This is a genomic window from Archaeoglobaceae archaeon, from assembly GCA_038734275.1.
Taxonomy (GTDB): domain Archaea; phylum Halobacteriota; class Archaeoglobi; order Archaeoglobales; family Archaeoglobaceae; genus WYZ-LMO2.
In genome coordinates, this window is sequence record JAVYOO010000001.1 from 405,368 (window position 1) to 419,596 (window position 14,229).

The 14,229-nt window shown below is 43.6% G+C and carries 15 protein-coding genes; 8 read left to right on the forward strand and 7 right to left on the reverse strand.

All coding sequences use genetic code 11. From position 1 onward, the window contains the following. Together QXI54_02195 and QXI54_02200 are read right to left on the reverse strand one after the other, a co-directional pair. Nucleotides 1-738 (reverse strand): P-loop NTPase, encoded by a 738-nt coding sequence (locus QXI54_02195; GenBank protein MEM0301964.1) that lies wholly within the window; start codon nt 736-738, stop codon nt 1-3. Continuing rightward, nucleotides 735-1,142, reverse strand: a complete 408-nt coding sequence (locus QXI54_02200) for a hydrogenase maturation nickel metallochaperone HypA (GenBank protein ID MEM0301965.1) — start codon at nt 1,140-1,142, stop codon at nt 735-737. Before QXI54_02200 ends, QXI54_02195 begins: the two co-directional genes overlap by 4 nt. A 170-nt stretch (nt 1,143-1,312) precedes the next feature. Here QXI54_02200 and QXI54_02205 point away from each other — a divergent pair, with 170 nt between their 5' ends. The 6 genes from QXI54_02205 (at nt 1,313) to QXI54_02230 (ending at nt 8,381) form a co-directional block, all read left to right on the forward strand. Continuing rightward, complete coding sequence (locus QXI54_02205; protein MEM0301966.1) at nt 1,313-2,284, forward strand: 4Fe-4S dicluster domain-containing protein; 972 nt, start codon at nt 1,313-1,315, stop codon at nt 2,282-2,284. Nucleotide 2,285: 1 nt separating this feature from the next. Next, entirely contained in the window at nt 2,286-3,107 is an 822-nt protein-coding gene (locus tag QXI54_02210; GenBank protein MEM0301967.1) for an FAD/NAD(P)-binding protein, read from the forward strand. Nucleotides 3,108-3,117: 10 nt separating this feature from the next. Continuing rightward, on the forward strand, nt 3,118-3,873 hold the full coding sequence (locus tag QXI54_02215; protein ID MEM0301968.1) for a hypothetical protein: 756 nt from the start codon (nt 3,118-3,120) through the stop codon (nt 3,871-3,873). Next, nucleotides 3,870-5,120 carry a Ni/Fe hydrogenase subunit alpha gene (locus QXI54_02220; protein MEM0301969.1) on the forward strand — a complete coding sequence of 417 codons (1,251 nt, stop codon included), beginning with the start codon at nt 3,870-3,872 and terminating at the stop codon, nt 5,118-5,120. Before QXI54_02215 ends, QXI54_02220 begins: the two co-directional genes overlap by 4 nt. 147 nt (nt 5,121-5,267) lie before the next feature. Further along, a complete protein-coding gene (locus QXI54_02225; protein ID MEM0301970.1) occupies nt 5,268-7,049 on the forward strand; it encodes a long-chain fatty acid--CoA ligase in 1,782 nt (593 codons plus the stop codon). A 120-nt stretch (nt 7,050-7,169) separates the two neighbouring features. Next, the gene (locus QXI54_02230; protein ID MEM0301971.1) at nt 7,170-8,381 is read left to right on the forward strand and encodes an acetyl-CoA C-acetyltransferase; all 1,212 of its coding nucleotides are present in this window, start codon (nt 7,170-7,172) and stop codon (nt 8,379-8,381) included. A 38-nt stretch (nt 8,382-8,419) separates the two neighbouring features. Here QXI54_02230 and QXI54_02235 read toward each other — a convergent pair whose 3' ends face one another. From QXI54_02235 to QXI54_02250, 4 genes are all read right to left on the reverse strand, one after another. Beyond that, nucleotides 8,420-8,587, reverse strand: a complete 168-nt coding sequence (locus QXI54_02235; protein ID MEM0301972.1) for a hypothetical protein — start codon at nt 8,585-8,587, stop codon at nt 8,420-8,422. Nucleotides 8,588-8,653: 66 nt separating this feature from the next. Beyond that, entirely contained in the window at nt 8,654-9,817 is a 1,164-nt protein-coding gene (locus QXI54_02240; GenBank protein MEM0301973.1) for a redox-regulated ATPase YchF, read from the reverse strand. Then, complete coding sequence (locus QXI54_02245) at nt 9,814-10,044, reverse strand: DUF2095 domain-containing protein (protein ID MEM0301974.1); 231 nt, start codon at nt 10,042-10,044, stop codon at nt 9,814-9,816. The genes QXI54_02240 and QXI54_02245 overlap by 4 nt, the downstream gene beginning before the upstream one ends. Beyond that, nucleotides 10,010-10,882: an acyltransferase gene (locus QXI54_02250; GenBank protein ID MEM0301975.1), complete on the reverse strand. Its 873-nt coding sequence runs from the start codon at nt 10,880-10,882 to the stop codon at nt 10,010-10,012. The genes QXI54_02245 and QXI54_02250 overlap by 35 nt, the downstream gene beginning before the upstream one ends. Nucleotides 10,883-11,053: 171 nt before the next feature. On the opposite strand from QXI54_02250, the gene QXI54_02255 reads away from it, so the two are divergent. Together QXI54_02255 and QXI54_02260 are read left to right on the forward strand one after the other, a co-directional pair. Next, the gene (locus QXI54_02255) at nt 11,054-12,415 is read left to right on the forward strand and encodes an OB-fold domain-containing protein (GenBank protein ID MEM0301976.1); all 1,362 of its coding nucleotides are present in this window, start codon (nt 11,054-11,056) and stop codon (nt 12,413-12,415) included. A gap of 4 nt (nt 12,416-12,419) precedes the next feature. Continuing rightward, nucleotides 12,420-13,565: an acetyl-CoA acetyltransferase gene (locus QXI54_02260; GenBank protein ID MEM0301977.1), complete on the forward strand. Its 1,146-nt coding sequence runs from the start codon at nt 12,420-12,422 to the stop codon at nt 13,563-13,565. 21 nt (nt 13,566-13,586) lie between these two features. Here the strand turns inward: QXI54_02260 and QXI54_02265 are convergent, their stop codons facing one another. Beyond that, on the reverse strand, nt 13,587-14,189 hold the full coding sequence (locus QXI54_02265; GenBank protein MEM0301978.1) for a YiiX/YebB-like N1pC/P60 family cysteine hydrolase: 603 nt from the start codon (nt 14,187-14,189) through the stop codon (nt 13,587-13,589). Between the last annotated feature and the right edge of the window lie 40 nt (nt 14,190-14,229).

The window sequence follows — 14,229 nt, forward strand, 5'->3', positions numbered from 1 at the left end:
TCATTCTTGGCAAATTAAAAATCTTGCAATCCCTTCTTTAAGAACCCCATTATAATCCTGAATCCTCCCCACGAATTCTTCAATACTCGGATCAAACGGCAGACACTCAACCCCTATATCAAATTCCTCTCCAAGCTCTTTCACAGGCTCAAGCTCTCCAAATGGATAAATTCGCCCATTGGCGGTATCTAAGAAACTCATGTTTGCCAGAATAATCTTGGGCTTCAATCCCAATTCGAGCAAGTAATCGAGCATATGCTTTACTATCTTCAAGGACAGTTTCGAAGGCAACGTTACCAAATAGATCTCGGGATCCAAAACTCTGCTAAGCGTTAGAAGCTCTTCTCCCATCCCCGGAGGCGTGTCGATAACAACCAGATCTTCTTTAACATTTGCAAGTCCTAACAAGGACTCAACAACGTTTCCCTCATCTTTTCCGGGCAAAACAACGTAGTGATCGCCAACAAGACCTCCAATGCTGTAAATCGACAGGTTGCTGACTAAAAATGGCTCAATTCCCTCTTTGCTCACTTCATGCAGTTTATTGATCCCAAAAAGCTTTAAAGTTGAGTTTCCATAGATGTCGAGGTCAATTAAAGCGGTTTTCTGCCTTTCACTCAGATTAAGTGCAATTAATGACGCAATTGTGCTCTTCCCAACTCCCCCTTTTGCACTCATTACCGCAATAACCTTTTTTGCCTTAAATCTATTCTTAGCCATCTCGAGTATCGGGTTCATATCTCGACCGCCTCCACCCTTATCGAGGAGTCGACTTCAAAGTCATGCGAGGAACACTTCGGACACTTTGCGAATGTTGTAATTAGAGCGGGGACCACGTGGAGCGGATTTTCTTCTCCAAAGTCTCTTAAAATCGGTTCAAGCTGAGATCTTATGTCTTTGAGCGTAAATTTGTTTCCACAAGCCCTACAGCTGAAGTTCTGATCCCTCACAATCACTTCAAGCTCTGCATCCGCAATCTTAGAGTCCTTCTTGATCACATTGAAGGCTTCCTGCAGAATTTCAACTTCGAGCATCGAAAGAGAAGGAATAGAAAGCAAAACTTTCTTCACTTTAGCATTTCTTTCGAGTGCCCACTTCTCCACACTGCTCACCACTGACATAGCTATGGCCCATTCGTGCATGAAATTGCGAAGCTTTGGGGGTATTTAAAAAGTTCGAGACGTGCGAAGATTATAAGTTAGTTATTACTTTTTATGTTTCAAATGCAAGAACTTTAAAAAGCCAATTTTTCGTAATCTATTTATATTCTCGTGTTTTCCGCAAACCATAGCCTTAGAGGGTGGTAGCTTTGATGGGAAAAAAGATTAAAAAGGAGAATTTGAAAAAGCTGTTCGATGATATAAGCAAGGAATACAGAGTCATTGCCCCCGTAAAAAGAAAAGACGACTACGTGCTAATGGAAGTCAAAGATTTCAGCGAAGTTGCACTGGACTATCCAACAACAGTTCTACCGCCAAAGAAATTCATAATGCCCTACAAAGAACCAATTTTTGCTTTGGATGGTGGAGAATTTAAAGAAATCATCCCAGAAGAAAAGGTAGCCTTCTTTGGATTGCACATGTGCGACGTAAACGCCATCGGGAGACTTGACTTGGTTTTCTGGAACGATCCATATTACAAGGCAAGGCGTGAGAAAATGCTCGTCGTAGGAATTTCGTGCAAGCCAATCGAGACTTGCTTCTGCAAGTCAACTGGAGCAAATGTGCTAACCAACGCATGTGATCTCTTCCTTAAAGCTGATGGAGACAGCTATGTAGGATTTTCGATGACTGAAAAGGGCAGAAAATTGCTTTCACAGCTCTACTTTGGTCCTGAGACTGTCGATGTGAAAGAAGTTAAGATCGATTACGATGAAAAGTTGCACCTCGATGTCTATGCAATCGGCAAGAAGATCCTTGAAGACTACAACAATCCCGTATGGGAAGAAACTGCAAAGAAATGCTTGGCCTGCACGAACTGCACTCTCGTTTGTCCACTATGCTACTGCTTCGATGTTATAGACGAGACATTCGTTGTGCCGAATGAAGGCCAGAGAGTGCGTTGCTGGGACTCATGCTTACTGCTGAGCTTCGCAAGAGTTGCTGGAGGGCATAATTTCAGAAAAGACCTTAAGGCAAGATACAGAAACGTCTATACTCACAAATTCAAGACTTTCGTCGACGAATTTGGAGTGCCGAGCTGTGTAGGTTGTGGAAGGTGTATAACCTTCTGTCCAGCAGACATAGACATGAGAGAGACGCTATCTAAGTTAGGAGGTGCTTAAAATGGAGAACATATACAAGCCGTTTAGGAGCAAGATTTTGAAGGTAATTGAGCAAACCTATGACACCAAAGTTTTCAGACTTGAAGTAAAGGACTTCAAATACATGCCCGGGCAATTTGTTGAGCTTTCGATTCCCGGAGTTGGTGAAGCACCGATTTCGATAACCTCGAGCCCGCATGAAGAGGGATACATTGATCTATGCGTCAGGAGAATCGGAACAGTCACAAACGCGCTCCACAGAATGAAGGCTGGCGATTACGTCTGGATTCGTGGTCCCTACGGCGTTGGATTCCCATTTGAGACAATAAAGGGCAAAGACATCGTTTACGTCGCTGGAGGTATAGGAATGGCTCCGCTAAGGAGCTCGCTTAACTATGTGCTCCACCACAAGAAGGAATTTGGCAAAATCACAGTGCTCTACGGTGCAAGAACCCCCGCAGATCTGCTTTACAAAGAAGAATTTGATAGATGGGCTAAGGAGTGCAATTTCCTCGTGACTGTTGACTCTGACAAGCTTCCAGACGGAAAGCCGAGTGGCTGGAAGGGGAACATTGGGGTTGTTACAACACTCTTCGCAAAGCTAAACTACTCGATAAAGGATGCAATTGGAATCGTCTGCGGACCACCAGTGATGTATAAGTTCGTCATTCAGGAATTCAGAAAGGCGGGAATGCCCGATTCCTCGATCTACATATCTCTCGAGAGACACATGAAGTGCGGAGTGGGCAAATGCCAGCACTGTCAGATCAATAACCGCTACGTTTGCCTCGATGGACCTGTGTTCAATTATGCTGACGTTAAGCAGTTACCTGAAGCCATATGAGGTGGTTTGAATGAAACCGAAAGTTGCGATTTTCGATCTAACGGATTGTGAAGGTTGTGAGGTTCAGATCGTGAATTCCAAGTTCATCGATAGAATCCTCGCAGGGGTTGAGTTTGTTCACTTCCGCCTTGGGCAGAGAGTGAATAGATGGGACAACTTCGATGTCGCCTTCATTGAAGGTGCGGTGATCACAAGCCACGAGCTTGAGCTTGTTAAGAAGATCAGAGAGCACAGCAAACTCGTCATAGCTTTGGGAAGCTGTGCGTGCTTTGGTGGAATTGCAGCGATAACGAACTTCATGGATAAAGAAGAGGCAAAGAGATATGTCTATGGCGAGAATGCGGACAAGATCGAGACGCTATACATCAAGCCACTGCCAGAGATCATCAAAGTCGACTTCATGATCCGTGGCTGTCCGATTGTGCCTGAGGACTTCGAAAGAGTTGTTAGCGATCTATTTGCAGGCAGAATTCCAAGGGAGCACACACGCCCAGTCTGCATGGATTGCAAGAGCAAAGGAAATCCATGCCAGTTGCTGAAGGGCGTTGCATGCGCTGGACCAGTAGCCTATGGTGGTTGTGGAGCGCCATGCCCCTCAGCTGGAGTACCCTGCGACGGTTGTAGGGGACCACTTGAGGATCCCCAGATTACCGCGGAGCTTGAGCTTTTGAAGAAGATCGCCTCAAAAGACGACATCATAAGGCTTTTCAGGAAATTTGCCCCAATGGCTCCAATCTTTAAAGAAATAGGAGGTGGAAAACTATGATCTACGATGAATTCGTCACGCAGATCGAAGGTCATGGAAGAATATACTTTGAGATCAAAGATGGCAAGGTTGTCGAAGCTCGCCTTGAGATCCACGAAGGTTCAAGGCTTTTCGAGAGCTTCCTTAGAGGACGAAGAGCGGATGAAGTCCCACAGATGTCCTCAAGGATCTGCGGAGTGTGCCCTGTTCCGCACAACATGGCTGCAATTCAGGCTTTGGAAAATGCAATGGGCATCGAGGCTTCGGAGCAGGTAAAGATGCTAAGACGATTCATGCTCTCTTCACAGATGGTGCAGGATCATGCTTTACATCTCTACGTCCTCGCTGCAGCGGACTACTTGAACGTCAACGGCGTTGCGGACGTTTACGCAAAGTATCCAGAAGCGGTGAAGAGGTGCATAAGAATAAGAACTGTTGGCAACCGTGGCATTGAGCTTGTAGGCGGTAGGGCGGTTCATCCAGTCAACTCAATTCCTGGCGGTTTCGCAAAGTTGCCAACAAGAGCGGATATGGAGAAAATTGCAAAGGACTTCAAGAGCATAATGAACGACTGCATAGAGACCTTCAACCTGTTTGCAAGCCTTAAGTATCCTGAATTCGAAAGGGCTACTGAGTATCTTGCAATCGACGACGGAAAGCACTTCCCAGTTTATGCTGGAAAACTTGTGACAAATAAGGGACTAAATGCCGAAGCAAAGGACTATAGAAAGCATATTAAAGAAGAGTTCAAGCCATACTCGAACACAAAGTTCTGCACGATCAACGGACATGGCTTCCATGTCGGAGCTATTGCAAGGGTTAATCTATTCAAAGACCGCCTGAATCCCACTGCCAAGGAATTGCTTAAGAGCAGTCCAATAAAATTCCCAAGCGATAATCCGTTCCACAACAACCTTGCTCAGGCACTCGAAATGGTTCACTACTGCGAAGAAGCTATAAAGATTGCTGAAGAGCTTGCGGTGAAGCTTAAGGACGAAGAGAGACCAAAGCAGACAAAGGCTGGAACTGGCGTTGGGGTTGTTGAGGCTCCAAGAGGAACACTGATCCACGAATACACCGTCGACAATAACGGCATTGTGCGTGACGCTAACCTGATCATTCCGACGGGAATGAACACTACGAATATCGAAGAGGATCTATACGCATTGCTTACAGCAAACGTTAACAAGCCAAAAGAAGAGCTTAAGTGGCTTGCTTGCCAGCTATTCAGAGCCTACGATCCGTGTTTGTCTTGTTCGACGCACTAAATTTTTTATTCAATTTTATTATTATTCTATTCAATCCTGCTCCTAATCTTTCTATAAAAATCGTTTTTAAAAAATTAACTGGAAAATTTAGAAAATTTTAAATTCTTTATTTAGAACTCATGTTTATAATTATTAGGAGGTGAATGAATGGAGGTGCCAGATTTTATAAAAAATCGCTTCTGGCTAAAAAAAGGCTGGATCAACGGAATCCCAGCTGACGTTGAGATTCCTGAAAAACCCATCTATGAGGTAATTGACGAGGCTTGCATTAAATTTGCAGATAGAACCGCTTTCGTATTTTATGGAGTCAGAATCCCGTATGGAATGCTAAAGGGATTGATAGATCGATTTGCAACATTTTTAGCAAGTATTGGGATAAAGAAAGGAGACGTTGTTGCGATCTACGCTCCAAACTGCCCGCAATTCGCAATAGCCTACTATGGAGCAATGAAAGCGGGAGCAACGATCACTGCAATATCCCCACTTTTTGCTCCAAGAGAAGTCGAGTATCAACTTAATGACAGTGGTGCAAAGGTTTTGGTTACAGTAGAACAGCTTTATCCGAATTTCAATGCGATTAGGAAAAACACGAAGGTTGAGAAGGTAATAGTTGCAAACATATCTGGGGGAGAAGCCAACGTTGAAGGAGAATTTATAGACTTCAGAAAAGCCCTTCTGTCAGTTGAGCCTAATCCACCAAAGATCAGCTGGAATGTCAAGGAAGACGTTGCGGTTCTCCAATACACTGGTGGAACAACTGGATTGCCAAAGGCTGCGATGCTGACGCATTACAATGTTGTTGCAAACTGCTTCCAGCTTAAACCATTCACCGATCTAATAATAAAATGGCTCCAGTCTCACAAAGTGATCAGAGAAGAAGGAGATTATTTGATACTCGACTTTGAAGGAAGGGAATACAAAACACTCCGAGAGTATTATGAGAATGGCTACGGCTCAAGAGTGGCTATACTGCCTTGGTATCACATCTATGGGCAAACTGTGGACTTAAACGCTGGTCTCGTAAACGGGGAAGTTATCCACATCTTCGCCAGATTTGAGCCTGACAAAATCTTTGAGTCCATTCAGGAGTATAGAATTATGACATTCATGGGTGCCCCCGCCATCTTCATATACTACGTCAACAATCCAGAGCTTTTCAAGAAATATGATATTAGCTCCCTTATATACGTGAACAATGGCGCTGGACCAATACCGCCGGAAGTTGTTCACAAATGGGATGAATTGACAAACAAGCTTGTTTATCTATGCGAAGGTTATGGATTGAGCGAGGCTTCTCCAGTAACCCACACCCACGGACTTCCTCCACAGCTTAGGAAGAGAAAAGTCGGCTCGATTGGACCTCCAATACCAAACACTTACGCAGCGATAATTGATCCGAATACACTCGAATTTCTACCAATTGGAAAAGAGGGTGAGCTCGTTGTAAGCGGACCGCAGGTAATGAAAGGCTACTGGAACAGACCCAAGGAAACTGAAGAAGTATTCTTCTACGCAGATGGAATGAAATGGCTCAGGACTGGAGATATAGCAAAGATGGACGAAGATGGCTACTTCTACATCGTTGACAGACTTAAGGATATAATAAAATACAAGGGGCATAGCGTTTATCCAAGAGAGATCGAAGACGTGATTTACGAGCATCCTGCGGTTCAAGAGGTATGTGTGATCGGAATTCCTGACCTTTCTGCTGGCGGAGAAACAATTAAAGCTTTGGTAGTTCTAAAACCTGAATATCGTGGAAAACTAACAGAAAAAGAGCTTATAGACTGGTGTAAGGAGAGGCTTGCAACTTACAAGTATCCAAGGATCGTTGAGTTCAGAAATGAACTCCCCAAGAGTGCTGCAGGCAAGTATCTCAGAAGGGTATTGCGTGATGAAGAACTGAAAAAGATGGGAATTAAAAAATGATGCCCAATTATTTTTTAATTTTGCACGATAGGTTTTAATTTAATTCATTAGAGGCGAAACAAATTCGAAAATCTTTTAGAAAAAAACGAAAGTTTTAAATCTGTTCTCATCCTGCTGATAATGGGTGATTGGATGAGAGAGGTATATATAGCAGAATACGTTAGAACTCCATTTTCAAGGAGTAGACCACAACAACCAGAAAGGGATGTATTCCACAAACTAAGAGGAGACGAACTAATGGCCTTAGTTTTGGAAGAACTCGTAAAGAGGGCAAATATTGACAAAAAAGTGGTTGATAGAATTCACATCGGTTGTGCGATGCAGATCTGGGAGAACTGGGGCTATGGAGGAAAGATGGCTTCGATACTTGCAAGATTCCCACATGAAGTTTCGACGACTTGCGTAGATATGCAATGCGCATCTTCACTCATGACAACTGGGCTTGCTTTTCTCGAAATCGCCTCAGGAATTTGCGATGTTGTAATATCCGGCGGTTTCGAGCATATGACAAGAGTTCCGATGGGAGCAGAGAATCCTCATAGATTTCCAAATCCAAGACTGCTTACAGAAGAATACATTGACTACAGGATGGATATTGGCTTCGTAATGGGTTTAACTGCTGAAGAACTATTTAAAGTGGCAAATCAGGAATTTGGAACTACAAAGGAGGATATGGACAAATGGGGAGTAAGAAGTCATCTTTACGCGGCAAAAGCTTTGAAAGAAGGATATTTCAAAGGAGAAATAATGCCTGTTGAAGCGGAACAAGCTGATGGAAGAAAAATTGTTGTCGATTCAGATCAGTCTATTAGAGCGGATACAACACTCGAACAGGTTGCAAAGCTTCCACCTGCTTTCAAACCAGACGGAGTTATCACCGCAGGCAATTCATCACCACTCAACGCGGGTGCAACCGGACTGCTATTGATGAGCAAAGAAAAAGTCAAGGAGCTTGGAATTGAGCCCATTGGAAAGATAAAGACGTATGGCACTGCTGGAGTTCCACCATGGATCATGGGTGCTGGACCCGTTCCAGCTTGTCAAAAAGCACTTGAAAAGGCAAATCTGAAAGTAAAAGACATAGCCTTCTGGGAAATCAACGAAGCCTTTGCAATAGTTCCGCTCTACGCAATCAACAAGCTGAAGATAGAACCAGAGAGAGTTAACATTAAGGGTGGCGCAATAGCCATTGGACACCCACTTGGAGCTTCTGGAGCAAGGCTCATAGGCACACTTGCAAGGATTCTGCAGGAGAAGGGCGGAGATTACGGAATTGCCACCGCATGTGTTGGCGGTGGTCAGGGAATGGCTGTCCTTGTTGAAAGAGTTTAAGGCATTTTATTTACTTTTTTAAAATTCCAGATAAAAAATCAGTAATGCAGAACTTTAATCGCCACCTGCTCGGGTTCTCTTCGCCTGAACATCTCACAAACTTCATCCTTGCTACAAAGTGCTCCCTTCGCAGAACAATAGCCCACATTTTCAGGCAATGAAAAATCCCTCAACCAGAACAGGCAATCCTTGCATCTCAATCCCATGTTTGTAATTACTGCTCTGAGAGTTAATAAATTTTGCGATTATTATAACTTCACAATAATGATGAACTATGATGCAGAGACAATCTTTATCACATCGTTGTGCTTTAGCTCATGGTCTTCCGCTATTCTCATCTTCTTCCTAGCATCCAGACCGTAAATGAAACTCTTGCCAATGTCTGTGTGGATTTTGTAGGCCAATTCCCTCGCAGTGGTACCCTTTTTTACAAGAAAGGCATCAGGCAAAACATTACCCTTTGAATCAGTGAACTTGCGCTCATCTTCGACAGGATAAACAACTATGTATCCAAGAACATCTAAAACTAATTTGTTTATTGCATCCTGAACACCTGTGCTCCTGTATTCCAGAAGGAAGTCCCTAATTTTTTCGAGAGCCTTTTTCTGTTTCTCGTTTAGATCCTTCAAGATCTTAAAATCACCGTCTCCGGGTAAATACTTTATATATCCTGCTTTCGCAGCAGTTCTAAGTGTTAGCTCATAATTGGCCGAAGTTGGAATTGTAAGATTATCAAATTCCTTTAGTCTTTTTATTAGCTCTTTTGGAGCTTTATCCGCTTTATTCGCTGCGATGACCATCTTTAATCTTCTTACTCTTAGTTCCCTTGCTATAAGCCTTAATTCATCGTCCTTTATTTTCTGTATGTCCTCAAAGCCCCTAAAAGCTTCCTTCACCATTATCTCATCAAATCCAAGCCCTGAGAGAGGTTCGAGAATGAATTTAGCTGTGTCTTTCTTTTCAGCCTTTGCCTTTCTAACGACCTTATCCCAGTTACGCTTTAAAATTCCAAAAATCCACATGTCGAGCTCATTTAGAAGGAATTTCACATCCTCAACAGGGTCTCTTTCTCCCACTCCAATTTCGTTTCCATTTTCATCCGTCGAACCTGAAGCGTCAACGACATGAATAATTGCCTCACTCTGTCTTAAATCGTCCAAGAACTCATTTCCCAAACCTTTTCCCTTGTGCGCATCGGGAACAAGTCCGGCGACATCAATTAGCTTAACTGGAATAAATCTCCAGCCATCTACGCACTTTCCACAATTCACACCAAGCTCTTCACACACGCACTTTACACGAACATAGGCTACTCCAATATTTGGTTTTATGGTGGTAAACGGATAATTCGCAATCTCTGCATCTGCAAGCGTTGCGGACTTGAAAAAAGTAGACTTGCCGGCATTTGGTTTACCGGCAATACCTATTTCGATCATAACAACCCCCTTGACTCGTATTCTCCCCTCTTTCTCTTGTTAATCATACTCTGAAGCAATGCACGATTATTTTTTAAAAAAGAAGCATATTCTTTACTTAGCTCGCCAATTCTTTCAAAATAGCTTATGATTTCAATAGCCTCCTCTACACATTTGCACACTTCGAGATGGTCGAATACAGTCGGAATGACCCTATCTCCCATCTCCTGATACAGGTTCGGAAACATCTTTTTGAACTTCTCCTTCTCCCACTCCAAATTCCTCACCAAGATCTGTCTTCAGTTCTATTTTGTCCTTTATCCAGACCCCTTCTCTTGCGATTATTCCTCCCTCTACAATACAACCTTTTTCCATATAAACCCTATCCCCTCTTACGTGAGTTCCAATCCTCGAAGAGTTAATCAGGTAAACAGTTCTACCATCAATCGAACCATGAACTATGCTGCCGTCCACGATCACCTCTCTGCCCCTTATACCTCCAATTATCTCGCTCCCACCAACATAGATATCCCTTGCTTTCAGTGTTCCAAGCAATCTGCTATCGAAAACATCTGCATTTTTTGTTGTGATTATCTTATCAACTCCTACAGAACACTTTTCGGGCAAAATGATCGCGGGTTCCATTTCAACGTCTTCTATAAGCTTAAAAACCTCTTCAAGTCTGCCAAGTCTGAAAAGGAGCATTATATAAAGCAATAAAAAGAAAATGACCGATGCTGGATTCTGAATCGTTATCAAACCTCTTGCCTCAAAGCCGTTCTTAATTCTAACGTTTCTACCAATTTCAAGATCCCCATAAACCGTTAGCTTACCATCGATTCCCGCAAACTCCCCTATGTATGCGTCTCCTTTTGAAATAAGGTTTCCTCCTATTGTGCTGAAAGAGTCGATTCTTACTTCCTCTCCAATAACATCTCCGCCAATGTGCACTCGCTCTCCAGCAACAACTCTTTTGGCAAGAATTCCGTAATCAACCCTTGAATTCTGACCGATCAAAACATCGCCATCTGCAACTATGGTTCTCTCTTCGAATTTAGCCTTTCTAATAAGCATCTTTTCGAGCATTTGCTGTTGCTTGTTCAAACTTTTAAAAAACTTTGCTATGGTCTCTGTTGGATTTGAATTTTATTCGCAACTTAAATCTAAAAGGACCCATTAAAAGCTTGCGATTTCCAGTCAAGTCGCACAAAGGAAATAATCAAAAATTTTAAATATTTTCAATACCTAATGCCAAATATGGCTTCAATAAGCGATTGTAGTGTTTATCTGCCAGTCTGGAAGCTTAAACGAGACGAAATCGCAAAAGCCACTGGGCTTCCTTCGCTTGGTGGCGAAAAATCGGTTGCACACTGGGATGAAGACAGCATAACGATGGCTGTCGAAGCGGGTAGAATGCTTAAGGGTAGCTTCGACGCTTTGCTTTTTGCCTCTACTTCTTCCCCATTCAGAATTAAGCAGTCCGCAAGCATAGTTGCTTCAGCTCTCGATCTTGAGAACGTTTTCACAATGGACTTTTCCAACAGCTTTAGAGCTTCCACGAGTGCACTAATAACTGCAAATGAACTCGTGGATTCTGGAAAATTCGAAAGAATTCTAGTTGTCTCTGCGGATTGCATTCCTATAAAGCCTGGAAACATCTACGAGCAATTCTACGGCGATGGTGCGGTTGCGATTACCGTTGAAAAGGAAGGAGTTGCAAAAATCATCGGCTACAACTCCCACTCACAGCCATTGCCAGGAGCGTGGATGCTGAAAGATGAGATCATGAGCTATGACATGCGTCTCGATGCAATGTTCGGCTACGCTTCAAGCATCCAAAGATCAGCTATGTCTTTGTTGGGAAAGCTTGGAATGAGTCCTATGGATTTTGACAGAATTGTCGCCTCTGCTCCAGATCCGAAGAGCTACGAAGGATTGCTAAAAGCAGTTGGAGCAAAGCCTGAAGAGTTCTACTTCAGAAGCACCGGTATTCTTGGAACCGCACATCCTTTCCTTTTGCTCGCCTCACAACTCGAAAAAAAGGGCAGAATTTTGCTTGGTGGCTATGGTGAGGGTGCGGATGTGATTGCAATTGAGATAAATGAATCCCTCCAGACAAACCTTGGTAAAATGCTCGAAAGCAGAAAAGAGATCAGCTACAGTGAGTATTTATACAATAAAGGCTTCATAGCAAACCGAGATGCTCCCGACAGACCTCCGATTACTAAGCTGTGGAGAGAAGAAAAATCTGTGATCAGATTTTATGGAATGAAATGCAATAACTGTGGAACAATTAGCTACCCGATTAACAGATGTTGCGTTGAATGTGGAGCCAAGGATAACTACGAAGAGGTAAAGCTTGGCTACAGAGGGAAGATTTACACCTTCACGATCGATTACCTTGTATCTCCCGGAAATTACGTTGGTGACGGGGCACATCCTCACTGCGTTGCAGTCGTTGATTTGGAAGGTGGAGGGAGAGTTTTATTCGAAATCACCGACACGCTAACGGACTTCAAAGGGATAGAATGCGATGCAGAGGTTGAGAGAACTTTCCGCCTGCTTTTCGAGAAGAACAACTTCAGATATTATGGCTGGAAAGCAAGATTGGCGAGGTGAGATTATGGAAGTTGCGATTATTGGTTGTGGGGTAACGAAATTCGGACACATCTGGGATAAAGATCACGACGATCTACTTGTCGAGGCAGTTTATGATGCGCTTCGCGATGCAAATCTCGAAATGAAGGACATCGATGCAGTGTGGTGCGGAACCTTTTACCCGTTCACTGGAATAAGCGGAAACGTTTTCAGCGATTCCCTGAAATTCTTTGGAAAACCAATAAGCAGAGTTGAAAACTACTGCGCCACTGGAATGGACAATGTCCGCAACGCCTGTTTTGCGGTTGCAAGCGGTGCTTACGACATTGTAATCGCTTCGGGTGTTGAAAAGCTGATAGATGCAGGAAGTAGAGGAATACCGCCAATAGAGGGAATTTTCAGCATCGGAATGCCAGCTGTTAGCGCTCCGGGAATGTTTGCTCTCGCCGCAAATCGAGCTTTCAAGGAATGGGGCTGGAATAGAGAGGATTTGGCTCTCGTTGCTGTAAAGAACCACTACAATGGCGCAAGACATCCAAAGGCACACTTCAGAAAGGAAGTGACAGTTGAAGAAGTCCTAAAGGCACCAATGGTTGCCTATCCCTTGGGAGTTTATGACTGCAGTGCGGTAAGCGATGGTGCTGCTGCAGTTGTGCTTACAAGACCGGAAATTGCAAAAAAGCTCGGGTGCGATTACGCTGTGATTAAGGCAATTGGAATGGCTGTCGAGACTATGCATCCATGGCATCGCCCCTCCGAGAGCTTTTTAAGCTTTCCAGCAACAGTAAAGGCTGCAAAGATGGCTTACAAAATGGCTGGAATTGAGAATCCAAGAAAACAGCTTGACTTTGGAATCGTGCATGACTGCTTCACGATCACTGAGCTGATAAACTACCAAGACATGCTTCTCTGCAAACCCGGTGAAGGGGCAAAGCTGATAAGAGAGGGGATAACTGCGATCGATGGCGACTTCCCGATTAATCCAGACGGGGGTCTAAAATCCTTTGGGCATCCAATTGCTGCAAGTGGTGTCAGGATGATCTCGGAGCTCGCAAAACAGGTTCTCGGCAAGGCAGAAGGTTTGCAGGTTAAAGATGCAGAAGCGGGATTTGCTCACAATCTTGGCGGTCCTTATTCGGTTGCAACCGTTGCAATTGTATCAAAACCATAAAAATATTTAATTTTTAAATTTTCACTCTGAATAAACAACCAGCATTACATCATCGTCATTTGCAAGGTCATCAGGCGATACGCTGTTTCCGTATTTCCAGCTCCAAGCAGGTGTGTGATCCAAATCCAGACCGCCAGAAACCAGATACGATGCCCATATGAGCTCGCTACAGTAATAGCTATCTCCTTCGATTTCCTTTCCTCCTATATAGGTTATCCATTTGAAGTCATAAGGCAAGCCCAATTTGCTCATAGCCCACTCTATTGCCCTCTGCTTTACTGAATCTGGAGCATTAACTCTGTAAACCGCTACCGAATCCGCGTTTCTTACCATATCAACGGAAACTACTCTTACTCCGTCAATCCACGCTTCTATCATCTTTCCGTTGCCAATGAACATCGATGCATGATGCCAGTCTCCGAACAGGCTCATGAATGGGCTTATAAGCGCTCCAGTGCATCCACGACAGACTATAATGTCTCCCGGCTCAAGCTTGCTCAAATCGATCTCGTTGCCATTGCCAGCCCATTCCTTTGGAAACGCTATGAACAAAGCATAGGCGAGATAAAGCCCTAAGAAAACAAGCACAATCACTAACGCAAGCAAAACCTTCCGCAATTTCATGCTTCAGATTGAATAGCATTAAATATAAAAAATTTTTGAA

Excerpts from the sequence above, each read along its gene's own strand:
- QXI54_02195 (MEM0301964.1), bottom strand. The coding sequence starts at position 738 with ATGAACCCGATACTCGAGATGGCTAAGAATAGATTTAAGGCAAAAAAG.
- QXI54_02200 (MEM0301965.1), bottom strand. The coding sequence starts at position 1,142 with ATGCACGAATGGGCCATAGCTATGTCAGTGGTGAGCAGTGTGGAGAAG.
- QXI54_02205 (MEM0301966.1), top strand. The coding sequence starts at position 1,313 with ATGGGAAAAAAGATTAAAAAGGAGAATTTGAAAAAGCTGTTCGATGAT.
- QXI54_02210 (MEM0301967.1), top strand. The coding sequence starts at position 2,286 with ATGGAGAACATATACAAGCCGTTTAGGAGCAAGATTTTGAAGGTAATT.
- QXI54_02215 (MEM0301968.1), top strand. The coding sequence starts at position 3,118 with ATGAAACCGAAAGTTGCGATTTTCGATCTAACGGATTGTGAAGGTTGT.
- QXI54_02220 (MEM0301969.1), top strand. The coding sequence starts at position 3,870 with ATGATCTACGATGAATTCGTCACGCAGATCGAAGGTCATGGAAGAATA.
- QXI54_02225 (MEM0301970.1), top strand. The coding sequence starts at position 5,268 with ATGGAGGTGCCAGATTTTATAAAAAATCGCTTCTGGCTAAAAAAAGGC.
- QXI54_02230 (MEM0301971.1), top strand. The coding sequence starts at position 7,170 with ATGGGTGATTGGATGAGAGAGGTATATATAGCAGAATACGTTAGAACT.
- QXI54_02235 (MEM0301972.1), bottom strand. The coding sequence starts at position 8,587 with ATGGGATTGAGATGCAAGGATTGCCTGTTCTGGTTGAGGGATTTTTCA.
- QXI54_02240 (MEM0301973.1), bottom strand. The coding sequence starts at position 9,817 with ATGATCGAAATAGGTATTGCCGGTAAACCAAATGCCGGCAAGTCTACT.
- QXI54_02245 (MEM0301974.1), bottom strand. The coding sequence starts at position 10,044 with ATGTTTCCGAACCTGTATCAGGAGATGGGAGATAGGGTCATTCCGACT.
- QXI54_02250 (MEM0301975.1), bottom strand. The coding sequence starts at position 10,882 with ATGCTCGAAAAGATGCTTATTAGAAAGGCTAAATTCGAAGAGAGAACC.
- QXI54_02255 (MEM0301976.1), top strand. The coding sequence starts at position 11,054 with ATGGCTTCAATAAGCGATTGTAGTGTTTATCTGCCAGTCTGGAAGCTT.
- QXI54_02260 (MEM0301977.1), top strand. The coding sequence starts at position 12,420 with ATGGAAGTTGCGATTATTGGTTGTGGGGTAACGAAATTCGGACACATC.
- QXI54_02265 (MEM0301978.1), bottom strand. The coding sequence starts at position 14,189 with ATGAAATTGCGGAAGGTTTTGCTTGCGTTAGTGATTGTGCTTGTTTTC.